This is a genomic window from Thermaerobacter litoralis, assembly GCF_054654595.1.
In genome coordinates this window covers 373,708-398,037 of record NZ_BAAIES010000009.1, presented here as the reverse complement: position 1 = coordinate 398,037, position 24,330 = coordinate 373,708, and the positions used below count along the sequence as shown (strand labels likewise).

At 74.2% G+C, this 24,330-nt stretch carries 19 protein-coding genes; 12 read left to right on the top strand and 7 right to left on the bottom strand.

Features of this window, described 5'->3' with window-relative positions:
• Nucleotides 1–160 precede the first annotated feature (160 nt).
• The 6 genes from sufB to ACYQ02_RS08745 all read left to right on the top strand — a co-directional run bounded on the left by sufB (nucleotide 161) and on the right by ACYQ02_RS08745 (nucleotide 7,149).
• Complete coding sequence (gene sufB / locus ACYQ02_RS08770) at nucleotides 161–1,561, top strand: Fe-S cluster assembly protein SufB (RefSeq protein ID WP_460040065.1); 1,401 nt, start codon at nucleotides 161–163, stop codon at nucleotides 1,559–1,561.
• Nucleotides 1,562–1,656: 95 nt separating this feature from the next.
• Nucleotides 1,657–1,971, top strand: coding sequence for a non-heme iron oxygenase ferredoxin subunit (locus tag ACYQ02_RS08765; protein WP_460040064.1), 315 nt, complete (start codon nucleotides 1,657–1,659; stop codon nucleotides 1,969–1,971).
• A 157-nt stretch (nucleotides 1,972–2,128) separates the two neighbouring features.
• Nucleotides 2,129–3,127 carry a YitT family protein gene (locus ACYQ02_RS08760; protein ID WP_460040063.1) on the top strand — a complete coding sequence of 333 codons (999 nt, stop codon included), beginning with the start codon at nucleotides 2,129–2,131 and terminating at the stop codon, nucleotides 3,125–3,127.
• A 558-nt stretch (nucleotides 3,128–3,685) separates the two neighbouring features.
• The gene (locus ACYQ02_RS08755) at nucleotides 3,686–5,026 is read left to right on the top strand and encodes a hypothetical protein (protein WP_460040062.1); all 1,341 of its coding nucleotides are present in this window, start codon (nucleotides 3,686–3,688) and stop codon (nucleotides 5,024–5,026) included.
• A 40-nt stretch (nucleotides 5,027–5,066) separates the two neighbouring features.
• Nucleotides 5,067–6,137 carry a redox-regulated ATPase YchF gene (gene ychF, locus ACYQ02_RS08750; protein ID WP_460040061.1) on the top strand — a complete coding sequence of 357 codons (1,071 nt, stop codon included), beginning with the start codon at nucleotides 5,067–5,069 and terminating at the stop codon, nucleotides 6,135–6,137.
• 76 nt (nucleotides 6,138–6,213) lie between these two features.
• Nucleotides 6,214–7,149 (top strand): hypothetical protein, encoded by a 936-nt coding sequence (locus ACYQ02_RS08745; RefSeq protein ID WP_460040060.1) that lies wholly within the window; start codon nucleotides 6,214–6,216, stop codon nucleotides 7,147–7,149.
• A gap of 310 nt (nucleotides 7,150–7,459) precedes the next feature.
• Here ACYQ02_RS08745 and ACYQ02_RS08740 read toward each other — a convergent pair whose 3' ends face one another.
• The 4 genes from ACYQ02_RS08740 to ACYQ02_RS08725 form a co-directional block, all read right to left on the bottom strand.
• Complete coding sequence (locus ACYQ02_RS08740) at nucleotides 7,460–8,872, bottom strand: MFS transporter (RefSeq protein WP_460040059.1); 1,413 nt, start codon at nucleotides 8,870–8,872, stop codon at nucleotides 7,460–7,462.
• Nucleotides 8,873–9,136: 264 nt separating this feature from the next.
• Nucleotides 9,137–10,330, bottom strand: a complete 1,194-nt coding sequence (locus ACYQ02_RS08735; protein ID WP_460040058.1) for an NAD(P)/FAD-dependent oxidoreductase — start codon at nucleotides 10,328–10,330, stop codon at nucleotides 9,137–9,139.
• A 19-nt stretch (nucleotides 10,331–10,349) separates the two neighbouring features.
• On the bottom strand, nucleotides 10,350–12,215 hold the full coding sequence (ptsP, locus tag ACYQ02_RS08730; protein WP_460040057.1) for a phosphoenolpyruvate--protein phosphotransferase: 1,866 nt from the start codon (nucleotides 12,213–12,215) through the stop codon (nucleotides 10,350–10,352).
• A gap of 4 nt (nucleotides 12,216–12,219) precedes the next feature.
• Complete coding sequence (locus tag ACYQ02_RS08725) at nucleotides 12,220–12,489, bottom strand: HPr family phosphocarrier protein (protein WP_460040056.1); 270 nt, start codon at nucleotides 12,487–12,489, stop codon at nucleotides 12,220–12,222.
• 66 nt (nucleotides 12,490–12,555) lie between these two features.
• On the opposite strand from ACYQ02_RS08725, the gene ACYQ02_RS08720 reads away from it, so the two are divergent.
• The 6 genes from ACYQ02_RS08720 (at nucleotide 12,556) to ACYQ02_RS08695 (ending at nucleotide 21,034) form a co-directional block, all read left to right on the top strand.
• Nucleotides 12,556–13,824 (top strand): NAD(P)/FAD-dependent oxidoreductase, encoded by a 1,269-nt coding sequence (locus tag ACYQ02_RS08720; RefSeq protein ID WP_460040055.1) that lies wholly within the window; start codon nucleotides 12,556–12,558, stop codon nucleotides 13,822–13,824.
• A gap of 447 nt (nucleotides 13,825–14,271) precedes the next feature.
• Nucleotides 14,272–14,472 carry a cold-shock protein gene (locus ACYQ02_RS08715; RefSeq protein ID WP_135224299.1) on the top strand — a complete coding sequence of 67 codons (201 nt, stop codon included), beginning with the start codon at nucleotides 14,272–14,274 and terminating at the stop codon, nucleotides 14,470–14,472.
• Between the two features lie 185 nt (nucleotides 14,473–14,657).
• The gene (locus ACYQ02_RS08710) at nucleotides 14,658–16,061 is read left to right on the top strand and encodes an IS1182 family transposase (protein ID WP_460040054.1); all 1,404 of its coding nucleotides are present in this window, start codon (nucleotides 14,658–14,660) and stop codon (nucleotides 16,059–16,061) included.
• Nucleotides 16,062–16,283: 222 nt separating this feature from the next.
• Complete coding sequence (locus ACYQ02_RS08705; protein WP_460040053.1) at nucleotides 16,284–18,140, top strand: Vgb family protein; 1,857 nt, start codon at nucleotides 16,284–16,286, stop codon at nucleotides 18,138–18,140.
• Nucleotides 18,141–18,208: 68 nt separating this feature from the next.
• Nucleotides 18,209–18,862 (top strand): copper resistance CopC family protein, encoded by a 654-nt coding sequence (locus ACYQ02_RS08700; protein WP_460040052.1) that lies wholly within the window; start codon nucleotides 18,209–18,211, stop codon nucleotides 18,860–18,862.
• Nucleotides 18,863–18,919: 57 nt separating this feature from the next.
• Complete coding sequence (locus tag ACYQ02_RS08695; RefSeq protein ID WP_460040051.1) at nucleotides 18,920–21,034, top strand: CopD family protein; 2,115 nt, start codon at nucleotides 18,920–18,922, stop codon at nucleotides 21,032–21,034.
• A gap of 225 nt (nucleotides 21,035–21,259) precedes the next feature.
• Here the strand turns inward: ACYQ02_RS08695 and ACYQ02_RS08690 are convergent, their stop codons facing one another.
• From ACYQ02_RS08690 to ACYQ02_RS08680, 3 genes are all read right to left on the bottom strand, one after another.
• A complete protein-coding gene (locus ACYQ02_RS08690; RefSeq protein WP_460040050.1) occupies nucleotides 21,260–21,703 on the bottom strand; it encodes a disulfide oxidoreductase in 444 nt (147 codons plus the stop codon).
• A 207-nt stretch (nucleotides 21,704–21,910) separates the two neighbouring features.
• Nucleotides 21,911–22,789 (bottom strand): DsbA family protein, encoded by an 879-nt coding sequence (locus tag ACYQ02_RS08685; protein WP_460040049.1) that lies wholly within the window; start codon nucleotides 22,787–22,789, stop codon nucleotides 21,911–21,913.
• 145 nt (nucleotides 22,790–22,934) lie between these two features.
• Nucleotides 22,935–24,146 (bottom strand): YkvI family membrane protein, encoded by a 1,212-nt coding sequence (locus tag ACYQ02_RS08680; protein ID WP_460040048.1) that lies wholly within the window; start codon nucleotides 24,144–24,146, stop codon nucleotides 22,935–22,937.
• Between the last annotated feature and the right edge of the window lie 184 nt (nucleotides 24,147–24,330).

Sequence of the window (24,330 nt, the reverse complement as noted above, 5' to 3'; positions counted from 1 at the left end):
CGGGCCGGCGCGCCCCACCCGGCTGCGGTTGACAGCGGCGGAGGCCCGTGGGTAACCTTAGACCAGAACCAAATAAGGATAGATTCGCAAAAACCCCCCATGGACGCCATGGCCGGTCGGTCCGCCATCGCCCACGGGGCCACGCCCGGAGGTGAGCTGGGTGGCCAAGGAACTGGTCGAACTCGGCCGCGACTACAAGTATGGCTTCCACGACCCGGAGAACTACGTCTTCAAGTCGCCCAAGGGCTTGACGCGGGAGATCGTGGAGAGCATCTCCCATTACAAGGACGAGCCCGAGTGGATGCGGGAGATCCGCCTCAAGGCCTTCGAGGTCTTCCAGAAGAAGCCGATGCCGACGTGGGGTCCCGATCTGTCGGACCTGCGCTTCGAGGACATCCACTACTACATCAAGCCCGCGGAGCGCCAGGGCCGCAGCTGGGACGAGGTGCCGGACTACATCAAGAAGACCTTCGACCGGCTGGGCATCCCCGAGGCGGAGCGCAAGTTCCTGGCCGGGGTCAGCGCCCAGTACGAGTCGGAGGTCGTCTACCACAGCATCCGGGAAGACCTGGAGAAGCAGGGCGTGATCTTCTGCGACACGGACACCGCCGTCAAGGAGTACCCCGACCTGGTGCGGGAGTATTTCGGCACGGTGGTGCCGGCGGAGGACAACAAGTTCGCCGCCCTCAACACGGCGGTCTGGTCGGGCGGTAGCTTCATCTACGTGCCGCCGGGCGTCCGGGTGGAGATCCCGCTCCAGGCCTACTTCCGCATCAACGCCCAGAACGTGGGCCAGTTCGAGCGGACGCTGATCATCGTCGACGAGGGCGCCTTCGTCCACTACGTCGAGGGCTGCACGGCGCCCATCTACTCCACCGATTCGCTGCACTCGGCGGTGGTGGAGATCATCGTCAAGAAGGGCGGCCGCTGCCGCTACACCACGATCCAGAACTGGTCCCACAACGTCTACAACCTGGTGACCAAGCGGGCCGTGGCCTACGAAGAGGCGACCATGGAGTGGGTCGACGGCAACATCGGCTCCAAGGTCACCATGAAGTACCCCAGCGTGTACCTGCTGGGCCGGGGCGCCAAGGCCGACATCCTCTCCATCGCCTTTGCCGGCCGCGGCCAGCACCAGGACGCGGGCAGCAAGGTGATCCACGTGGCGCCCGACACGTCGTCCACCGTGGTGTCCAAGGGCATCTGCAAGGACGGCGGCATCCAGACCTACCGGGGCCTGGTGCAGGTCCACGAGGGGGCCGAGCGGGCCAAGGTCAACGTCCAGTGTGACGCGCTGATCCTGGACCCCTACTCGAAGACTGACACCTTCCCCTACATCGAGATCAACGAGGACAGCGTCACCATCCAGCACGAGGCGACGGTGTCCAAGGTCAGCGAGGAGCAGCTCTTCTACCTGATGAGCCGCGGCATCGACGAGCAGACGGCGACGACGATGATCGTCAGCGGCTTCATCGAGCCCTTCACCAAGGAACTGCCGATGGAGTACGCCATCGAGATGAACCGCTTGATCCAGCTGGAGATGGAGGGCTCCGTCGGCTGATCCCGGCGGCGGCCTGTTCCACCCCCTGGACGGACGAACCGGCGAAGGCCGGTGGCCCGCGGCCACCGGCCTTCGCGTGCGGGGAGGGACCCTGGATGGCGTGGCGGCACGTGGCAAACCGGGACCAGGTTCCCGCGGGGACGGGCATCAAGGTGGAGGTGGACGGCCATCCGGTGGCCGTCTGGCACACCGAGGGCGGCGAGATCTACGTGACCGACGACACCTGCACCCATGCCCAGGCGTCGCTCAGCGAGGGCGGCCTTGAGGGCTATGTCTGCATCTGCCCGCGCCACGGCGCCCGGTTCGACGTGCGGACCGGGGCGGTGCGGGCGCTGCCGGCGGTGGTGCCCTTGCGAACCTATCCCGTCCGCCTGGAGGGCGACGCGATCTTCATCGAATGGAATGACTGAGAGGCGGCGTGGCCGGGGGCGCCGGCGCGGATCCGGGGCCCCCGGCCGCAGGGCCAGTCCACCCGTTGCAGGGCCCATGCCGCGGCCCGGTGGAGGCGCCGGGGCGGCGGGGCCGGACGGGACGGGGTGGGCTGGGATCCGGCGGGAGGCGAGGCGGGTGAAGGCACGGGGCGGCTCGGAGGCCGCGGGTGGCCGCGCCGGGGCGGCGGGCCGCCGCCGGGGCGGGCCGGAGCCAACGGGCGCCAGCGGCGGCCGGCCGCCGGAGGGAGGCGCCCCGCAGGCGCCACCGGGGGGCGGGCGGGCGCCGGGCCGGTTCGTCCCGGGGGCATGGGCCGCACCGGCGTCCCTGTTTGCGGCCGGGGCCCTGCTCTTCAGCCTGGGCATCAACGGCTTCCTGGTGCCGGCCCGGCTGGGCGAGGGCGGGCTGAGCGGCGTGTCCCTGCTCCTCCACTACGCCACGGGCCTGCCCGTCTCGCTGCTCTACCTCCTGCTGAACCTGCCCCTCTTCGCCTTCGGTTGGCGGGCTATCGGCCGCCGGTTCATCCTGCGGACGGGGCTGGCCACCCTGCTGGTCTCCCTGGCCCTGCGGCTGACGGAGGGGGTCGCCTTCCGCGTCGACGAGCCCCTGCTGGCCAGCCTCTACGGCGGCGCCTTCATCGGCACGGGGATCGGCCTGCTGTTCCGGGCCGGGGCGTCCAGCGGTGGCATCGACATCGTGGCCCGGTTCCTCAAGGAGCGGTATGGCATCGGCATCGCCGAGACCTTCCTGGTCTTCGACAGCCTGGTCCTGGCGGCCTTTGCCCTGACCCTGGGTGCCGACACCGCCCTCTACTCGATCCTGGTCACCTTCCTGGGCGGCCGGATTGCCGACGTGGTCCAGGAAGGTCCCCTGCGCGCCAAGAGCGCCTGGATCGTCACCAACCGACCCCGGGAGGTGGCCCAGGCGGTCAACACCCGGCTCGGTCGGGGGGCGACCCTGCTGCGGGCGACGGGGGCCTGGACCGGGGAGGAACGGGCCGTCGTCCTGGTGGTGCTGAACCGGCGGGAACTGGCGCGGCTCAAGCAGCTGATCCGGGAGATCGACCCCCAGGCCTTCGTCGCCGTCACCGATGCGGCGGAGGTGATGGGCGAGGGGTTCCCGGCCGCCTGGTCCTGACCCCGGCCCGAGTCCCGGGCCCCCGGCCCCGGCCGGGCGGGAGCTCCCGCGATTTCGCCCCCGGCGGCTCCCGCCACACCGGGTGCCCGGCTCCCCCTGGTTCCCGCCGGCTCCAGGTGGCTCTTCCCGGTGGCTCTCGCCAGCCCCCGCCAGCTCTCGCCGGCTCCCGACGGCCATTGCCGGCCCCCGCCGGAGGCCGCTGACTCTCGCCGGCCCTCGACAGCGGCCGCGCTTGATCCCTTTCGGAGCCCTTTGCGCCTCCTTGCCACCCATCCCCCGAAGATCCCGCCCGTTGCCCCGGTTCACCGGCCCTTCCCGCTTTTGGGACCTTGACCGAAGATGACGAAATGATTGCAAAAATGTTAAGCTCTCGGTATGAACGCGCCATGGAACGGGCAGGCCCGGAACCTGCGGGATCGCCGGGGAGCGCCGGCCGTTGCGGACCAGGGGCCGGCGGCACAGCCGTCCCCATCCCGCAGCACAACGGGGCGGAGGCCGGCACCGGCGGCTCGCCAGGGCACCCGGCGGCGGATCGGGGCCGGGTTGCTCGCCCTCTGCTTGATGCTGCCCTTCGGGTACCAGGCCCTGCGCAGCGGGGTGGAACCGGCCGCCGGCCCGGCCCCGGCGGCGGTCCGGGGCGACGCCTTCGCCCGGGCAGTGCAGCAGATGCTCTACCGGATGGAGCGGCTGGACCCCGCCCGCCTGGCCGGCGATCTCGCCGCCCTGGAACTGGAGCTGGAAACACCGGAGATGCCCTTCGTCAACGTGGTGGCGGCCCACGTCCCGCCGGGCGAGCCGGCGGGCGGCGTGGCCGCGGCGGCGGGCGATTCCCAGGCCTCCTCGCCGGGCCCGGCCCCGGGCGGGGATGGCCCGCCTGCCGGCGAAAAGGTCCCATCGGCCAAGGCTCAGGGGGCCGTCGCGGCCGGCGGGGTGCGGGCCGTCCTGGTGGTCGCCTTCGGCCCCCGCTACCCCGAGACGGTGGGCCACCTGATCGCCACCTGGACCCGCGACCCCGGCGTCCAGGTCCAGGTGGTCGACGAGCGGGAAGGCCGGACGGCGACGGGCTCTATGAGCCCGGCCGCCGCGGGCGGGCCGGCCCTGGCCGCCGCCAGCGCCGTCGCGGGCGCCCAGGCCGCGGGGCCGGCCGGGGACCAGGAGGGCGGCCCGGCCACGGCGGGCGCCTGGGGCCTGGGCCTGTCGGCCGTCGTCAAGGACGCGTGGCTGCTGCCCGCCGGCGGGGTGCCGCGGCTCCTCCTCATCACCGAGCACACCCCCAGCGGCGGTCCCCGGGAACTGCGCCTCACCCTGCTGGAACGGACCGGCGCCTCCTGGCAGCCCGTCTGGGGGCTGGGCGGCCCGGCGCCGGGCCGGAGCCCGGCCCGGGTTGCGGCCCTGGGGGCCGGTTCGTCCGACGGGGTGAGCGTCCGCCAGGTGCAGGTGGGGGCCGGGGGGCGCCGGCTCGACGTCACCGTCTCCACGCGGGCCGTGGGGACGGCGCCCGCCCTGGTGACGCCCGACGGTCCGGTGGCCGCCCTCTGGGTCCAGCGCTGGTCCTGGGACGGCCAGGCCTACCGGCTGGTGTCCACCCAGCCCGTGGACCAGCCCTTGAGCGTGCTGGACGCCTTCATTACCCTGGTGAGCCGGGGGCTCCTGAACGACGCCCGGCGCCTGGTGGCGGGCGAGGATCCCCAGGTGGTGGCGGCCGGACGGCAGCTGCTGGCCCAGCAGCCCTTGGGCCAGGGCTGGCGGGTCGACGCCGCCGGGGGCAGTTACGAGCGCGGACCCCTGGTGGTCACCCGGGGCGACGCCACCCGCGTCACCGTGACCTTCACGGAGGAACCGGCCCAGGGCGGGACACCCGCCGTGCGCATCGCCGCCATCGCCGCCGGCGGGCGCTAGGCCCAGGACCCCATCCCAAGACCGGCGAGGAGGCCATCCCGTGGACATCGGCTTGATCGGCCTTCCCCAGGTGGGGAAGTCCTTGCTCTTTCGCCTGCTGGCGGGTGAGGGCCGGGGCGGCCCCGGCCAGGCCACCGTCGGCATGGCCAGCATCCCCGATCCCCGCCTCGACCGCCTGGCGGCGCTGTACCAGCCGCGCAAGATCACCCCGGCCACCATGCGGGTGACCGACATCCCCGGCGCCGTGCCCGGCGAGGACCGGGCCCGCTGGAACCGGTTCCTGGAGGCGGTGCGCGGGGCCGACGTGCTGGTGCACGTGGTCCGCGCCTTCACCGGCGACGCCCTGCCCCACGTGCTGGGGACGGTCGATCCCCTGCGGGACGCCCGCCTGATCCGCGACGAGCTGATCCTCAACGACCTGGCGGTGGTGGAGAACGCCCGCCAGCGGCTGGAGGCGACCCCGGCCCGCAAGCGGCGCCCCGACGACCAGGCCCTGCTGGAGCGCCTGCCCCTGCTGCAGGAGACCCTGGAGCAGGAACGGCCCCTGCGGGAACTGGAATGGACGGATGAGGACCTGCGCCTCGTCCGGGGGTTCGGCCTTTTGACCCTCAAGCCCCTGGTCCTGGCGGTCAACGTGGACGAGGCCCAGCTGGGGGCGGGCACCTTCCCCGGGGAAGCCGGCCTGCGGGAGGTGGCCGCGGGGTGGAACGAGCCGCTGATCACCTTCTGCGGCCCCGTCGAAGCCGACATCGCCGAGCTGCCCGCGGCCGAGCGGGAGGCCTTCATGGCCGAGTACGGCATCACGGAGCCCGGCGTTGCCCGGCTGGCCCGGGCGGCCTACGACGCCAGCGGCCTGATCAGCTTCTTCACCGCCGGGGAAGAGGAGGTCCGGGCCTGGCCCATCCGGCGCGGCACCACGGCCCGGCAGGCGGCGGGGAAGATCCACTCCGACATCGAGCGTGGCTTCATCCGGGCGGAGGTGGTGGCCTACGAGGACCTGATCCGCCTGGGATCCATGGCCGCCGTCCGCGAGGCGGGCCTGCTGCGCCTGGAGGGGCGGGACTACGTGGTTCAGGACGGCGACGTGATCCTGTTCCGGTTCAACGTCTAGGAGGCCGGCCTCCGGGCACGGGCTCCGGGCGCCGGCGCCGGGTCGCGGGCGGCCGGGAGGGGATGGGGGGAACCGGATGCGCGGCATCGTCACGTACAATCCCAGGGACCTGGACGCCCTGCGGGAGCGGGGGCTCTTGCCGCCGGCGGCGCCGGGTGACGGCCGGACCATGCCGGCCGGGCAGGGGCCGGCCCACCCTGGGGCCTATCAGGTCTTCTACGAGATCAAGAGCGTCCTCGGCCGCACCGAGCCGCCGGTCCCCGGCGCCCACAACATGATCAGCTGCTTCGGCGACAACCGGGCGGTGGAACGGGATCCGGCCCTGGCGGCCGTGGGGCCCGAGGGCCTGCGGGCGGTCCGGGGGACGCCCTACTTCGACTGGGATTGGGTCTGCCCCAGCGAGGCCGGCTACCGCCGCAGCCTGCTGGATCTGGTGGAACGGGCCGCCGCGGCCCCGGTGGCGGGCCTGCGCCTGGACACCGTGAGCTTCCCCAGGGAGGGTTTTTGCCGCTGCCCCCGCTGCCAGGAGGCCCGGGCCGCCTCGGGCCTGGACGAGGCGGAGTGGCGGGCGGCCACCATCGCCGGGTTCGTCCAGGAGGCGGTGCAGCGCGCCCGCCGGCTCACGGACCGGCCGGTGTCCCTGACCCTGTACCCGGACCCCTACGCCGGCCACCAGTTCCTCCGCTTCGGCGTCGACCTGAAGCGGCTGGCGCCGCTGGTGGACTTCTTCGTCGTCCCCATCTACGACCTCCACTACAGCACCACCTACTGGGTGGAGACCCTGGCCTGGGGGTTCCGGGACCTGCTGGGCGAGGCGCCCTTCGTAGTCGAGCTCTATGCGTTGAACGTCGACCGGAAGGCGCTGCTGCGGGCGGCGCGGGTGGCGGACGCCTATGCCGACGGCATCCTGCTGGCCTACGAGCGGGCTCCCGAAGCCCTGGCGATCCTGGACGAGCTCGGCCCGCCGCCGGGCCACAGCCGGCTGGCGGCGCGGGGGACGGCGGGGTCGTGACGGGGCGTTCGGGGCGCGGCTGGACCGCCAGCTCATCAGGGGCCTGACTTGAGCCCTGGCTCGCGAGCCCTGACTCGAACACGAGATGGTTCGGGTGCCCCTCGCCATCGAGGGCAGGGCGGGGCCTCGCGGTCCCCAGCAGGCCATCCCGGGCCGGGGCCGGTACGCCTCCGGGCCCGGTACGCCGCCGTAAACGGTGGAACCGGCAGGGACCCGCCGCCGGCAACGGGCCGCCCGGCAGGGCCGGGAGCCGGGTCGAAGCGCCCGGCAGGCCGGGTTCCGACGCCTGGCAGGCCGGCTCCCGTCCCGGCTACCGGTCCGGCCCGCCGGGGTGGACGCCGGCCGGCTGGCGACCCGGCCGGGGGGCGGGCCGTCCCTGGGCGGGCGGCGGCACCGCCGGATCCCGGCGGGCCGGACCGCCCGTCGCTGCGGGCTGGCGGGAGACCTGGGCGGAAGGGGGCTCGGCCGCCCGGCCGCCGGGCGTCCCCGGTTCATCCGCCTCGCCCGACTCCAGGCGGCGCAAGGCCCGCACCCCCCAGACCAGGGCGATCACCAGCAGGACCGTCACGACGGCATAGGGCAGGCGCGGCTGGAGGCCGAACAGGAAGCCCGCCAGCAGGGGACCGGCCATCCGCCCCATGCTCTCGAAGGAGGCCTGGATGCCCAGGGCGGTGCCCTGGCCCAGCCGGGTGCGCCGCGAGACCAGGGTCGTCAGCGGCGGGCGGATCAGCGCCAGGGCGACGCCCCAGACGGCCACGGCCACGCACGCCTGCCAGACCCGGCCGGCTTCCAGCAGGAGGAGGAAGGCCAGGATCCCCGCCAGGTAGCCGGTGCCGGCCACCCGGGTCTCACCCCAGCGGGCCATCGCCCACCCGACGGCGCTGAACTGCACCACGGCCGACGCGATCCCCATCACCGAGAAGGCCAGCTGGTTCGCCGATTCGGGCGCCCCCATCCGTTCCATCAGGTAATACCCCAGCATGGAGAAGACGCTGGAGCCGGCCATGGCCGCCACCAGAACCAGCCAGTAGCAGGGCGACTCCGGGCTGGCCACGGCCAGCCGCAGCGCCTGGAGCAGGGGCGGGCGCCGGCCGCCCGCCGCCGCCCGCGGCGGTGGCGCCGGCAAGACCAGGGTGGCCAGGGCCGCCGTCAGCAGGATGGCGATCCCGCCCGTCAGGGCCAGTCCCGGGAAGCCGTAGCCCAGGGAGGTGATGGGGACGCCCAGCAGCGGCCCCAGGACGAACCCCAGGTTGCTGGAGCCGCCCATCATGGCCAGGGCCCCGCCCCGCCGTTCGGGCGGGGTGAGGTCCGCCACCAGGGCCTGGGCGGCGGGGAAGGTGGAGGAGGACAGCATGCCGCCCAGGAAGCGGACCAGGATCAGGGCGGCCACCGAGTGGACGAAGGCCATGGCGGTGAAGGACAGGCCGAACCCGGTCATCCCCAGGATGAGCACGGGCTTGCGGCCGATCCGGTCCGACAACGACCCCCACACGGGCGCGAAGAGGAACTGGGCCAGGGCATAGAGGGAGACCATCAGCCCCATCTCGAAGCTGCTGGCGCCCATCTGCCGGGCGAAGTAGGGCAGCACCGGCAGGACGATGCCGAAGCCCGCCACCGTCAGGAACATGGTCAGCAGCAGAATGAAAAACCCGTGGCGGGAGAGATTCCCACCAGCGGGCGCAGGGAAAGCCAGGGCCTCCGCGGAAGCCATCCGGTCCGGCATGGGTCGACCTCCAACCCGGTGGCGCAGGCGGCCGAGGGGCCACCTGCGAAATATTTCGGTACTCAAAGTATTCTAGCCGGAAACCTTGCCGGTACCAAGGGGGCCCGTTTCGCCGGGGGCCGGTTTGGCCGCCGGCACGGCCGGGCGGCGCCTGAAGGGCTGCGGTCGTGAGGCGCATCCTCTCGCTTTGCGGCCTCGCGGGGCTGCCTGGCTCCGTGGCGGTGATCCCGCCGGTGGCGCTGATCCTGCCGGTGGGCCACCGCCTCAGGCGCTGCCGGCCGGTTCCTCCGGACCGAACCAGCCCTCCAGCCGCTCCCGCTCGAAGGCCAGCTTCCGGTCCAGGTGCTCCCGGGACGGCGTGGCCACCTGCACCTGGGGGGCCGGGCGGGCGAGGAACTCGCCCTCCACCAGGGTCGCCAGCCCGCCGCCCAGCTCCAGGAAACAGTACCCCTGCCCCCGGTAGGGTTCGGGCGCCGGGCCGCCCCTCTCGTCGGCGGCGATGGCCGCAGCTACCACCACCGCCTCCCCTTCGGCGAACACCCCGGCCTTGGGTAAGGGCTGGCCGTTGGCCATGAGGATCTGGGTGCAGTCGCCGATGGCGTAGACCCGGGGGAAGGATGTGCGCAAGGTGGCGGGGTCGACGGCGATCCAGCCGCCGGCCGGCGCCAGGCCCGCCTCCACGGCCACCGCCGGGATCCGGTGGGGCGGCACACCCAGCAGCAGGTCGAAGGGTTCCCGCCGGCCCTCGGCGTCGACCAGGTGGCCGGGCTCGACCCGGACGAACCGGCGGTTGGGGTGGAAGGCGATCTGCCTCAGGCTCAGGCTCGACTCGATGGCCTGGCAGCCCGCGGGCCCGGCCACCGGCAACGAGCCGGGCTGGGGGGTGAAGACGGCCAGCTCGAAGCGCCGCCGGTCCGCGCCGCGGCGGCGCAGGGCCTCGTCGACCAGCAGGGCGGCCTCGTAGGGCGCGGGCGGGCACTTGTAGGGCAGGCCCAGGATGGCCACCACGATGCGGCCGCCGTCCATGGCCTCCAGGTGCCGGTTGGCCGCCAGGGCCTGGTCGGGATCGTACAGGTTGAAGGCGTTGGGCGCCTCCTGGAAGCCCGGGACCAGATCGGGCCGGGGCTGGGCGCCCAGGGCGACCACCAGGTGGTCCCATTCCAGGCGGCCCGCCTCTGCCAGGTCGACCCAGCCCCCGGCCGGGTCGATGGCCGTCACCCGGTCCTGCAGGTAGCGGATCCCCCGCGAAGCCAGGGCGTGCTTGGAGCGGGTGGCCTCCCCCGGCCGGGTCTTCCCGACCAGGAGCCACGTCTTGCGGAACCCCAGCCGGAAGGTGGGGTTCGGATCGACCAGAACGACCTCCACATCCCCATCCAGCCGGGCGCGCAGCTCCAGGGCCGCCTTGATGCCGCCCCAGCCGCCCCCGGCGATGACGACCCGCCGGCGCCGGCCGGCCATGGTCTCACCTCCCGCAGGGTCACCCTTCGACGTCCAGACCCGCTTCCTCCAGGAAGGCCCGCAGGCGCCGGCGCACCTCGCTGCCCCCGGCCAGGGTGACCAGTTCGTCCGCCAGGGCGCGGGCCTCTTCGTAGCGGATCCCGCGGATCACCCGCTTGACCTCGGGCAGGGCCCGCGGGTGCATGCTGAGCTCGTGCAGGCCTGCCCCCACCAGGAAGGGCGCGGCCAGGGGATCGCCGCCCAGCTCGCCGCACACCCCGGCCCAGATCCCGGCCGCCGCGGCCGCCCGCCCCACCTCCAGGATCAGGCGCAGGACGGCGGGGTGCAGGGGGTCGTAGAGGGCGGCCACCCGCTGGCTGGTGCGGTCGACGGCCAGGGTGTACTGGGTGAGGTCGTTGGTGCCGATGGAGAAGAAGTCGACCTCGGCGGCCAGGACCCGGGCGGACAGGGCGGCGGCCGGGGTCTCCACCATGATCCCCACCTCCACCCGCCCCCAGGGCAATCCGTCCCGCTCCAGGCCGGCGGCTGCCTCTTCCACGGCCCGGCGCAGGCGGCGGACCTCGTCGACGGTGGCGACCATGGGGAACATCACGCTCACAGGGCCTTCCGCCGCCGCCCGCAAGGCCGCCCGCAGCTGGGCTTGGAGAAGGTCGGGCCGCTCCAGGCCCAGCCGGGCGCCGCGCCAGCCCAGGGCGGGGTTCATCTCCTCCGGCCAGTCGATGAAGGGCAGGCGCTTGTCGGCGCCCACGTCCAGGGTACGCAGGACCAGGCGCCGCCCCTTGAGGGCGCGGACGGCGGCGACGTAGGCCTGCCACTGCTCCTCCTCCCCGGGCGGCCGCGAGCGGTCGAGGAACAGGAACTCGGTGCGGAACAGGCCCACGCCCTCGGGACCGAAGGGTTCCGCGGCGGCGATGTCCTCGGGCTTGCCGATGTTGACGGCCAGTTCGATCCGCCGCCCGTCCAGGGTGACGGCGGGAAGATCCCGCAGGGCGGCCAGGGCCTCCACCCGGGCGGCCCGCGCCGCCAGGGCCTGCCGCACCGCCTCCTGGCGCTGGGAGCTGGGGTCGACCACGACCCGCCCCGCGCTCCCGTCCACCACCAGGCGGGTGCCGGGCGCGACGGCCTCCAGGACGCCCGCAACGCCGGCCACCGCCGGCACGCCCGCGCCCCGGGCCAGGATGGCCACGTGGGAGGTGGCGCCGCCGGCCTCCGTCACCAGCCCGAGGACCTTCTCCCGCGGCCAGCGGGCGGTGTCCGAGGGGGCCAGGTCGTGGGCCACGATGACGCTGGGTTCCTCCGGCGCCAGGTCTAGGGGGACGCCCAGCAGGGCGGCCAGCAGCTGGCGGCCCACGTCGCGGATGTCGGCGGCGCGGCCCCGCAGGTAGTCGTCATCCAGCTGCTCCAGCATGGCGGCGAAGGCCTCGGTGGCGCCGGCCACGGCGGCGGCGGCGGTCCGGCCCTCGGCGGTGATGGCCTGCCGGACCTGGCCATCCAGCTCCGGATCGTCCACTAGCAGCTGGTGGGCGGCGAAGATCGCCGCCTCGTCCTCGCCGGCCTGCCGGCGTGCCCGTTCCGCCAGCTCGGCCAGCCGGGTGCGGACATGCTGGCGCGCCGCTTCCCAGCGGCGCAGCTCCTCCTCGGGATCCACGGGAGCGGCGGGCGCCGGCACCGTCAAATCGGGCGGGCGGTAGACCCAGGCCGGCCCCAGGGCCAGGCCGGGTGCGGCGGCGATGCCCTCCAGGATCCGCTCGCCCGGTGCACTGGTCTGGGCAGAGAAGACGGCGTCCCCGGCCGCGGGGGTGGCGCCGGGCACCGTGGCGTCCTCCGGTGGGGTGGCCCCGGCGGTACCGGCGGCCGGGGGCGACGGGGCTCGTTCGTCCGGCACGGCATCACGACCCTTCGCCGAAGTTGGACTCGACCAGTTCCTTGAGGGCGGCCAGGGCGGCCTCGGCGTCCTCGCCCTCGGCGCGCAGGGTCAACGCCGTGCCCTGGCGGGCCCCCAGGCTGAGGATGGCCATCATGCTCTTGGCGTTGACCGTCTTGCCGTTGGCCTGGACCTCGATCTGGCTGCGGAAGCGGCTGGCCGTCTGCACGAACAGGGCCGCCGGCCGCGCGTGCAGGCCCGTGGGATGGTTCAGGGTGACGGTGATCTCCGCCATCGGGAACCCCTTTCCGGGGGCGGCGCCGCAGGACGGGAAACCCTAAAAGGGCAAGGAGGGACTGCCGTGGGCGACCAGGCGCGGGGCCCGGCCGAGGCATCCCGAAACGGCCCACCCCATGTGGTGATTCTGGGCGCGGGTTACGCCGGTTTCGCCGTGGCCCGCGGGCTGCGGGGAGCGCCGGCACGGGTAACCCTGGTCAACCCTTATCCTTATCACTACTTTACAACACTGCTCCACGAGCCCGTGGCGCGGCCGCGCCAGCGGGAGCGCATCGCCCTGCCCCTGCGGCCCTACCTGCCCCGCAACGTCCACCTGTGGCTGGGCCGGGCCGTCGCCGTCGATCCGGCCCAGCGGGCCGTGGAGGTGGAGGATCGGGCGACGGGCGCCCGGCGCCGGCTGGACGCCGACCTGCTGGTGGTGGCGGTGGGCAGCGAGCCGCTGTACTTCGGCATCGCCGGGCTGGAAGAACGGGCGCTGACGGTCCGCGACCTGTCGTCCGGGCCCCTCATCCGCAGCACCGTCGAGCACCGGCTGGCGCGCTACGCGGCCGGCCAGATGGGGCCCGAGGGCCGGCGCATCGTCATTGGCGGCGGCGGCTACACCGGGGTCGAACTGGCCGCCGAGCTCGCCGAAGCGCGGGACGAGCTGGCGCGGGAGACGGGCGTCGCGCCGGCGGCCATCGAGATCTACCTGGTGGAGGCGGCGCCCACCCTGTTGCCCGGCTTCGACCCGGTCCTGGTCCGCTACGTGACGCGGTTCCTGGAGCGGGTCGGGGTGCGGGTGATCACCGGCACGCCCATCGCCCAGGTGACGCCGCGCCACGTGGTCCTGGCCGACGGGCGCCGCCTGGAGGCGGGTACGGTGATCTGGACGGGCGGCGTGCGCGCCCACCGGCTGGTCGAACAGGCGGGGTTCCGGGTGGACAAGCGGGGCCGGGGCCTGGTGGGGCCCGACCTGGCGGCCCAGGGGTTCGACGGCGTCTACCTGGCCGGTGATGCGGCCGCCTTCCCCGGTGACGACGGCCGGCCGCTGCCGCCGACGGCCCAGATCGCCCTGCAGCAGGGGGAGTACCTGGGGCGGGCCTTGCGCCGCCGCCTGCAGGGCCAGCCGGTGGCGCCCTTCCGCCCCCACCTGCTGGGGACGGTGATCAGCCTGGGGCGGCGGGATGGGGTGGGGCTGTTGCGCAACGGCACCCGGGTGACGGGGCACGCCGCCCGGGTGCTCAAGTCGGCCACCCTGTGGCGGTACCTTTACCGCATCGGCGGGCCGTCCTTGGTCCTGCGGGTGATGGGGGGCGTGCCGCTCCAGCCCCTGCCCGGCCGGACCCAGTAGCGCCTGTTCCTGCGGCCCGCCCGTCCCCCGGCGCGGGCCTGCGCGGGCGCCGCGGCGCGCCGGGTGCTTCGGGGGCCGCCGCCCGGCGGGCGGCAGGGCAGCGCCCAGACCGCGGGCACTCCGCCGGCCGGTCGACCCGGGGCCGTGCCACCGGGTGGTCAACCTGGGGCCGCGCCGATGACCGGTCAACTGGGGATGGCACTACTGACCGGTCAACCCGGGGCCGCGCCACCGGCCGGGTTAAAAAATGGTGTAGTGCGAACCGGCGGGATGTGGTAGACTACGACCAGTTAGCCGTTCGGTAGGCCGGTCTCGACGATCGGGCTTCACCGTCGCGACCTGGACCCGGCCGTCGGAGCCGCGGGGGCCGGCACCCGCTGCAACGAGGGGGTCCCGGGAGCAATCCCGGCTAGCGAGTCTCATCATCAGTACGGAGGTATCCGCGGTTTGACCGGGACAGTCAAGTGGTTCAATGCGGAGAAGGGTTACGGCTTCATCACCCGCGACGATGGCCAGGGCGACGTGTTCGTCCACTTCTCCGCGATCGTCGGCACCGGTTACCGGACGCTGGAGGAGGGCCAGAAGGTCACCTTCGACGTGGTCGAGGGTGAGAAGGGCCCCAAGGCGCAGAACGTCATCGTTCTGTAAGCCCCTGCACCGGAAATCGAACGAGGGAGCGCCGCGCTTCGGTGCGGCGCTCCTCTTTTTTTGACTCTTCTTTTTCGGGTTATCTAGGAGCCTGTTTCACGAACCCAGGTATTTCCGCAGGATTGCAGCCACGGGAGGTTAAGTGAAGGCATCGGTTGGAATTCGCCATCGCCTGAGGTGTTCCTATGGCCTACAACTTCCGCCCGGTGAACCGCGACCAACTGTACCTGCTCCCACCGAGCCTTCGCGACTGGCTGCCTGAGGATCATCTGGCCTGGTTTCTGATCGACGCCGTCGAGCAGATGGACCTGCGGGCCTTTTACGAGAAGTACCGCGCCGACGGTTGGGGCGGAGAGAGTTACGACCCAACCCTGATGGTGACGCTCCTGCTGTACGCCTACTGCGTCGGCGAACGGTCGAGCCGGCGGATCGAGCGGTTGTGCCTCGAGGACGTGGCCTTCCGGGTGATCACCGCCAACCAGAAGCCGGATCACGTGACCATCGCCCGCTTCCGCCAGCGCCATGCACGGGAGCTGGCCGCGCTGTTCACCCAGGTGCTGCGGCTGTGCCGTGAGGCGGGGCTGGGGAAGGTCGGCGTGGTGGCGCTGGACGGGACGAAAGTCAAGGCCAACGCCTCGCTGGCGGCCAACCGCACCTACGATGCGATTCGCCAGGAAGTGGAGAAGATGCTCCGGGAGGCGGAGGCCACGGACCGGGAAGAAGATGAGCGGTACGGCTCCGGGCGTCGTGGGGACGAGTTGCCGGAGGAGCTGCGCCACCGTGCGAGCCGGCTGGAGCGGCTGAAGGCATGCAAGCGGCGGCTGGAGGACGAGGCGGCCCGGGAAGCCGCCCGGCAGCAGGCCCGCATCGAGGAGCGGAAGGCGCAGGAGCAGGCGACCGGCAAGAAGCGGCGGGGGCGCAAGCCGAAGGCGCCGGATCCCTCGGTGGATCCGGCGGCGAAGGCGAACGTCACGGACCCGGACAGCCGGATCATGAAGACCCGGCAGGGCTTTGTGCAAGGGTACAACGCCCAGGCGGTGGTGACCGAAGACCAGCTCATCGTGGCCGCGGCGGTGACGCAGGACGCCAACGACGTGGGCCAACTCCACCCGATGCTCCAGCAGGCGCAAGCCAACCTGCGGGCCGCGGGCGTGGACAAGCCCATCCGGGCCGTCGTCGCCGACGCGGGGTACTGGAGCGAGGCGAACGTGAAGCAGGCACCGGCGGATGGGCCGGAACTGTTCCTGGCGACGAGCAAGGAGTGGAAGCAGCGCCAAGCCTGGAAGGATGCACCCCCTCCGCGGGGCCGGATCCCCAAAGGGCTGAGCCTGCGGGAGCGGATGGAACGTAAGCTGCGGACCCGGCGAGGGCAGGCGATCTACGCCAAGCGCAGCCAGACCGTGGAGCCGGTGTTCGGGCAGATCAAGGCCGTGCGAGGGGCCGACCGGTTCCTGCGTCGGGGTCTGGCGGCGTGTGACAGCGAGTGGAAGCTGCTCTGCCTGACCCATAACTTGCTGAAGCTCTGGCGAAGGGTCACGGAGGCGTCCTCATCCTCGCCCTTGGGTTGGATGGCGGCGGGGTTGGCGTAGATAGGGTAACGACCGGGCCGCCGGCCTACCCCGTCCTGGCCGTCAGCCCACGGGACATAGCCGAATCGACCCGGTACGTTCCCCCAGTTCTGATCTCGTCAGGATCAGTGAAACAGGCTCCTAGGGGGGCCTTCGGGGTCGGACGGCCGACCGGGGCGCGGTTCGGGTTCCCGTCGGGTTGCGGCGGGCTGGCCGCTTGCCGGAGACTGGGGACGAACGACGTTGGACCCCTCGCGGGGCCGCAGGAGGTGGCCCGAGCTGAGGCGGCGGATCGCCATCGGGACGGCGAAACGGGGGAAACGGTGGGCGGCCACGGCGCTGGCGGCCCTGTGCCTCTTCGGTCCGGCGACGGCCGGGGCCGCGGCCGCCGGCGGCTCCCCATCCGTGGGCCCGGGCGGCTGGTTCCACCGCTACGCCTTGCCGCCGGGCAGCCAGCCCTGGAGCATCGCCGTCACCCCCGACGGGACGGTGTGGACCACCTTGACCGGCCGGCGCCAGCTGGCCGCGCTGGATCCCGCCACCGGCCGCTGGCGCTTCATCCAGTTGCCCCGGGGGCTGGCGCATCCCGCCCGCTTGATCGCCGGTCCCGACGGGTCCCTCTGGCTCACCGACAACGATTACGGGACGAACCCGGCCGACCGGCTGTGGCGGTACCGGCCGCCGGCTGCCGGCGGCGCGACGCCGGCGGAACCCGGTGCAACGGGCGATTCCGGGGTGGCGCGGGGTGGGACCAGTTCCTCCGGGAGCGGCTGGCAGGCTGTCCCGCTTCCCTTCGCCGGCGCTTCCGCGGTCCTGGCCGCCGGCGATGCCGTGTGGGTGCTGCAGTTCCAGGGCAACCACCTGGGGCGGCTCGACCCGGAGACGGGCCGGATCGACACCTTCAACCTGCCCCTGCCCGGCTATCCGTGGCCGTCGGGCTGGGACCTGGACATGGACCGGGCGGGCCGGCTGTGGACGGTGAGCCCGCGCAGCGGCACGGTGTACCGGTTCGACCCGGCGGAGGGAGAGTGGGCCTCCTTCCCCCTGCCCCCGGATGTGGCCGGCCCCGCCGCCCTGGCCGTCACCCCCGCGGGAGACGGCGTCTGGGTCAGCGAGCACGGCGGCCGCACCATCGGCCGGCTCGACGTCGCCACCCGGGCCTGGGTCCCCGTTCAGACGCCGCCGGCGCCGCCGGCGGAGGAGATCGAGGCTACCCGTCCCAACGACCTGGAGTGGGATGAACAGGGCTTCCTGTGGGTGGCCCTGCACACGGGCAACGCCCTGGCGCGCATCGACCCCTCCAGCGGCACCCTGGAGCTGTTCCCCTTCCCGGCGGCCGAACCCAAGACCTGGGTCCAGTGGCTGGCCCGGGCGCCCGGCGGTAGCCTGTGGTTCGCCGCCTTCGGGCGAGACTACGTCGGGCGGGTCGACCCGGCGGCCCTGCCGCCGCTGCAGCTGTCGGCCACCGTGGCGGAGGCGCGGCTGGCGCCGGGCGGCTCGACCACGGTGCGGCTGGCGCTGGTCCGCCCGCAGCCGGCTGCGGTGGGGGGATCCACGGGCGACCGGGACCGTGGGGCGGCCGGCACGCCGGGTGCCGCCCATCCCGGCGCCGGCGAGCCGGCCGGGCCGCCGGCCGCGGGCGGTTCGGCGCCGGCACCGGGCGGCCCCGGTACCGGGGATGCCGCCGCCGCGGAACCTGCCGGGGCTGCGGGCGCCGGTGGCGGACCGGCAGGCCGGTCCGGCCCGGCAACCGGGGCGGTGGAGTGGACGGTGTTCGATGTGCCCCGGGGCTGGGGGGTGCAGTGGGAAGAACGGGGGCGCGATGCCGCGCGGGCCCGCATCGTTGTGCCGCGGGACACGGAGGCCGGGGTGTATCCGCTGGTGGTGGCGGCCCAGGTGGGAGGCCGCGGGCTGGTGACCCGGACGGTGCGGGTGCAGGTCGCGGCCGGAAGCGCCCTGCCGTGGTCGACCCTGGCGGGGTTCGGCGCGCTGGTGGGCGCACTGGTGGTGGGGTGGATGGGGGTGCTGGCGGGGGTGCAGGCACAGCGCCGGCGGTCCGGCGGGGGCGGCTCGGCGGAGGGCCCGGCCCCGACGGGTTGAACGGCGAAGGGGGCCGTCAAGGACCAGGGCAAGGGAGGAGAGAGGGACGGATGAGGAGGGCGTTGGATGTGGGGAGCAAGAACCCGCTGTTCCGCCGCGGGAGGCCATTGGGCCGGACCCGATCCGGCCCCCGGTGGCTCGTGGCGGTGACGACCCTGGCCCTGGCGGTGGGGCTGGTTCTTCCGGGGCCCGGCGGCTGGCCGCGGGTCGAGGCCCATGCGGCGCTGGTGGGCAGCGTGCCGGAACGGGACGCCCGCCTGGACGAGCCGCCCCGGCAGGTGGAGCTCACCTTCTCCGAGCCGGTGGAGGCGGAGTTCAGCGAGCTGGAGCTGACCCGGCAAGGCGGGGGCACGGTGGAGCTCGGGCCGGTCGAGGCCGATGGAGCGACCCTGCGGGCGGAGGTTCGCGGGGCGATGCCGGCGGGTGCGTACGTGTTGCACTACCGGGTCCTCTCCGAGGACGGGCATCCGGTGGAGGGGGAGGTGCCCTTCACCGTGACCGCGGCGGCGCCGTCACCCGGGGCGGGCAGCGCGGACCAGCAGCCGGCCCCGCCCAGCCCGGGTCAGGATGAACCGGGCGGCGCGACCACCCCGCCCGCGCCGGCGGAGGAACCGGCGCCGGCCGCGGGCGGTTCCCAGGGCTGGCTCTGGGCCGCCCTGGTGGCGGTGGTGGCGGTGGTGGCCGTCGGGCTCATGACCATGCGCAACCGGGGCCGCCGGTAAGCGGCAAGGGGACGCCAGGCCGCCGGCTGGCGGGGTCGTCGCTGGGAGGGAGCAGGGTTGCCGGAACTGCTGGCCGGGGTCATCCGCTGGGTCGGGCTGCTGGGGCTGATGGCGCTGGCCGGCCCCGGCGTGCTGGACGGCTGGATCCTCCCGGGCTCCAACAGGGGAGGACGGGAGCGATCCAGGCGCAGGGATGTCCCGGGGCTGGGCGAGCCGGTGGCAACTGGCCCGGCGTCATCCGCCCCGCGGCCCGGTGCCGAGTCCCCGCCGCGGGGCGCCGCACCGCCGCCCGCCTGGCGCGCAGGAGGGACGGCGGCCGCCGGCGCCTGGGGCGATCCGGATCACCTCCGGCGGAGCCGGAAGATGATGGTGGCCGGGGGCGTGGTCCTCGCCCTGAGCGCCCTGGCCGGCGCCCTCGTCGCCGCCTGGGAGGTGGCGGAAGGCCGCCCCGCCGTCCTGGGCCGGTACTTCATCGCCACGCGCACCGGCCGGGCGGCCCTGCTGCAGGCGGCGGCCGGGGTCGTGGCCGCCCTGCTGGCCGCCCGTTTCTGGCCGCGGCAGGGGCCGGTGTCGCGGGGGTGGATCGTCCCCGGCCTGGTGGCCGCCGCTGCCGTGGTCTGGAACAGCCACGCCGGCATCCGCGGCGGGACGGCCCTGGTGGGGGACGGGCTGCACGTGGCGGCCGTCGCCCTCTGGATCGGCGGCTTGTTGCGGCTGGCCCTCCTGGACTGGGAGCGGCTGGCCGGCCTCCAGCGGCTGGCCGGCCCCGGCTCGGGTGCCGGGGCCCGGGATCCCGGTGGCGGCGGCCACTGCGCCGGGGGGGACCTGCCCGCCCTAATCCGGCGCTTCTCGGACCTGGGCGCCCTGGCGGTGCTGGTGGTGGCGGTCAGCGGGATCCTGGCCGCCCGCCGCAACCTGTACGGCGCCGACGCCCTGGTGCACAGCCCCTATGGACAGGCCCTCGTGGTCAAGCTGGTCCTGGTGGCGGTCCTCCTGGCCATCGCCGCCGTGAACCTGTTCGCCCTGCGGCCCTGGCTGGAGCGCATGGCCCGCGGTGCAACCGGGACACCCCGCGCGGTGCCTTCCGCGGCCGCCCCCGCGGCCGGCCCCGGTGGAGCCGGTGATCACGCCGCGGGCGGTTCCGCGACCCGCCGCCAGGGCCGGGAGGGTCTGGGGGGCGGAGGCGCCGGGGCAGGACCGGTCGCCGTGGTGCGGCGCCTCGTCCGGGCGGAAGCGGTGGCGGCCCTGGCGGTGCTGCTGGCCTCGGGCATCCTGGCGGTGCTGCCCCCGGCGGACCGGCCCGCCGCCGCCACCGAGACGGTGACCTGGCGCGAGCAGGTGGCTGGCGTGCCGGTGGAACTGGCCCTGGTGCCGGGCAGGCGCGGGGAGGTCACCCTCTCGGCGCGCTCCCTGGGCTCGGTCGCCCTGGTGCGCGGCGCCGTGCGCCTGGACATGCCGGAGCATCCCATGGGCCTCTATCAGGTGACCCTGAGCCCTCCCCGCGGCCGGTCGACAGGCCCGCTGGAGGCCCGGGCGGTGCTGCCCATGCCCGGCGCCTGGGAACTGTCGTGGACCCTGGCCCTGGCCGACGGGCGGCAGGAGACCATCACCACCACCTTCGAGGCCAGCGGCGCCCCGGGCAACCAGCGGCAGGGACGGCTCAGCCTGCGGGCCGCCTACCAGTCCCTGCCCGGCGCCGTTCAGGCCACGGTGGCCCTGGTTGGTCTGGTGGAGGCGGCGGTGCTGATCGTGGTGGGCTGGCGCCGCCTCTGGCCGATCCCCTTCGGGGCGGGACTGGTGGCCCTGGCCGCCGGCGCCTGGCTCCTGGGCCAGGTGGCCTGGATCGACGCCTACCCCACCACCACGACGCCCAACCCGCTGCCCCCCACCCCGGCGGTGATCGAACAGGGCCGGCGGGTGTTCGCCGCCCATTGCGCCGCCTGCCACGGCCCCGCCGGCCGGGGCGACGGGCCGGCCAGCGCCGGCCTGTTGCCGCCCCCGGCGGACCTTACCGGCGTCCACACCCGGCAGCACACCGATGGCGACCTGTTCTGGTGGATCACCCACGGCATCGACGGCACGGCCATGCCAGCCTTTGGCGACGTGCTGACCGAAGAGGAGCGCTGGGCGGTGATCCGGTTCATCCGGCAGCTGGGGGCGGAAAGCCGGTGACGGCGGCGGTTCCGGCGCGGCCTTGACGGCCAGGCCCTGCGGTCGCGCCCTGGCGACGGCCCCGGCGCAGCGGGCGGCGGCCGTCCGCGGTCGGGTTCCCGCGAAGGAGGATGGCCGCCGGTCCCCTCACCGGGGGCAAGAGGACAGGGGCTGCCCGGCCCGGCCGGTGGACCGGGCCGGCGCGGTCGGCGGGCCGACCTGGATACCCGGAGCGTAACGGCCCGGTCAGCGGGCCTCGCCGGGGGCCGGTTCGTCCCCCCCGGCCGGCCGGGCCAGGACGAGGCAGATCAGGATCAGCGTGAAGGCGGTCAAGGCCATGAAGGGGATGGTGATGAAGCCGAACCAGTTGATCCACGGCGTGAAGCAGGACACATCGGCGCCGCAGACCGGGACCCGCAGTCCCGGGATCTGTTCCTGGATGTAGTGGAAGGCCGAGATGGACCCGCCCACGGCGCTCAGGGGCCACAGGTAGGGGATGAGCCGGCGGTCGTCCCGGTAGCTGGCCATGCCCAGCAGCAGCACCTGGGGGTACATGAAGATCCGCTGCCACCAGCACAGCTTGCACGGGATGAAACCCATGACCTCGCTGAAGTACAGGCTGCCCAGGGTGGCCACCGTGGCCACCAGCCAGGCCAGATAGAGCCCGTAATGTTGGAAGAACCGGCGCATGGCGTCCCTCCCGCCCGGGATCCCGCCCGGAATCGCCCGGGACCGCCGCCAGGGCGCAACGGAAGCGGATGGCGACCCGGCGACCGCAGCCGCCCCTTCTCGGGAACCCCGGGCGCCGGCGACTGGTGCCGCCCGGGCCGGCCGCTTGGGCTCTGGATCCGCTGCCACTGCGCTGCATCAGCGTGGATCAGCGGCCATCAACGTGGATCAGCGGCCGGAATTGCTTTCGCTGCCGCCTCCGGCCGCCCCCTCGCCCTGGTCCCCGCCGCCCTCGCCCGCCAGGGCCCGGTCAATGGCCTCCTTCAAGCCCTCGAAGGACCAGTTCTCGACGAACTGCCCGTTGACAAAGAGGGAGGGCGTTCCCCGCACCCCCACCCGACGGGCGATGGCCCGGTCGGCCTCCACCGCGTCCCGGTAGCGGCCGGACCGCAGGTCCTCCAGCATCCGCTGGGCGTCGAGTCCTGGCACCACCTGCTTGGCGATGTCCACCAGGAACTCGGGCGTGGCCCAGCGGGTGTCCTCCGGCCCCTGGAGCTGCATCACCCGGTCGATGAAGGCCCAGGCGCCTTCGGGGTTCTGGGCGTAGACGGCCTCCAGGGCCTCGGCCGCCGTGTCGGAGTCGGGCCCGATGAAGGGGTAGTTGATGAAGTAGAACCGCACCTTGCCGGTGTCGATGTAGGCCTCTTTGAGCCGGGGGAACTCGTTCATGGTGAAGTCCCGGCAATAGGGGCACTTGAAGTCCGCGAACTCCACCACGGTGACGGGCGCCTCGGGCGAGCCCAGGGCCGGCTGCTGGTCCAGGCGGAAGACGTCGCCGGGGATCGGGCCGTCCTCGTCGACGTCGTTGCGGGTGGCGGCCACGGCCAGCACGACCGCCAGCACGATCACGGCGGCGGTGCCCAGGGTCAGCCAGCGCAGGCGGCGGCGCCGGGCCTCGGCTTCCCCGCGGGCGGCCTTGCCGTAGGCGCCGGCGGGCGGCCGGCGACCGGCGCCGGGCGCACCGGCCCGGCGGCCCTGGGCCGTGCCGGTTCCACCCGATCCGGAACCGGCGTCCCGGGCGTTCGAAGACGACGATCGGGGCGTCACAGGTTCCACCCTTTCCGTGACATGATGCGGGCCGTTACCGCGACGACAGGGGGCTAGTCCCATGGTAGCCGGAGCGGGGACGCCTGGGAAGCCGGTGCCGGACCGCGGTCCCGTCGGGCCCGGTGATCCCTGGCGGCCGGCGGCGTCACCGCCGCCGGAGGGCGGCCCGGTGGGGGAACAGCAGGGCGGCCATCAGCCCCAGCCCGAGCCAGCCCAGCAGCGGATAGAGGACCCGAACCAGGTGGGCGAACCCCACCTCCGCCACCGCCAGCGCCGCCGCAGCGGTCCCCGCCACGGCCAGCCGGTAGGGGCGCGTGCCCGGTCCGCCCAGGCGGCTGGCGAAGCCGTAGAGGCTGCCCACGGCGGTGGTGAAGATCTCGGTCCAGAGCACCCCGGCCAAGATTCCCCGGAACCAGGGCGGTAAGCCGGCCGCCAGGTGGAGCACGGGGATCTCGCGGGTCGCGGGGCCGGGCATGTGGGCCAGCATGGCCAGGTGGAGCAGCAGGGCGAGGCCGGCCAGGCCCGTTCCTCCCGCCAGGCTACCCCAGCGGCGGGCTGCGGCCGGGGCCGCCGCTCCCAGGGGAACCAGCACGGGAAGGGACAGCAAAAGGTTGAAACCGGCGTAGAGCCATGCGGCGAGCCACCAGTGCCGGGCGGGAGGTGCGGCCGGGCCGTCCCCATGCGGCGCCAGCACCGGCCGGGCCGGTACCGGCCCTGCAGGTGGAACCGGTTCCCCCGGGGCCCCTGGCCCCACAGGCGGGCGCAGCCCGGAGGGCGGCGGCAGCGGGGCCGGTGCCGCCGTCCCCGGCGGTGGAACGGGCCCCGCGGCGTCGTCCCGATTCCAAGACGCCGTGGGCGGTGCGGCCGGGACCTCCGGGGACGCGGCGGGCGCCGTCGCCAGCCCGTAGACGGAGACCAGGATCACCGTCCCCACCAGCACGGGGACCACCGTGACGTTGGCTGCCAGCACCCCCGGCAGGCCACGCCAGACGGTGACGGCACACAGCAGGGCGAAGAGGAGGCGCCCGGCCCAGAGGGGCCAGCCCAGCTGGTCGGCGGTGACCGCGGCGGCCCCGGCCGTCATCACCCCGACGCCGGTGAAGAGGGCGGCGGCCAGCAGCCCGTCCAGCACCCCGCCGGCCCACGGGCCGGCCATCGCGGCCAGGGCGTCGCGGTATGAGCGGGCGCCCGTCCGGGCGCCCAGCTCGAGCCACCAGCGGCCGCCCACGGCGAAGGCGACGGCCACCAGCAGCAGACCGGCGGTGCCCGGCGGGCCGTAGAGGGTGAAGAAAGTCAGGATCTCCTGGCCGGAGGCAAAGCCCGCCCCCACCACCGTGCCGATGAAGGTGGCGGCCACGGGCCACGCCCCCGTGACCGGGGCGGGCGGGCTCTCGTTGGGTTGGGGGGGCCGGGTCATGGCAATCATCGGTATGCGGATGGGGGGAGCCCTTAAGCCTCCCTGCAGCCGCTCCGGCCGCCGGCCCGGCGGGCCGGCGGCCGGGCACCGGACGCGTCGGGCCGCAGCTGGTGCCGGCGCGGCA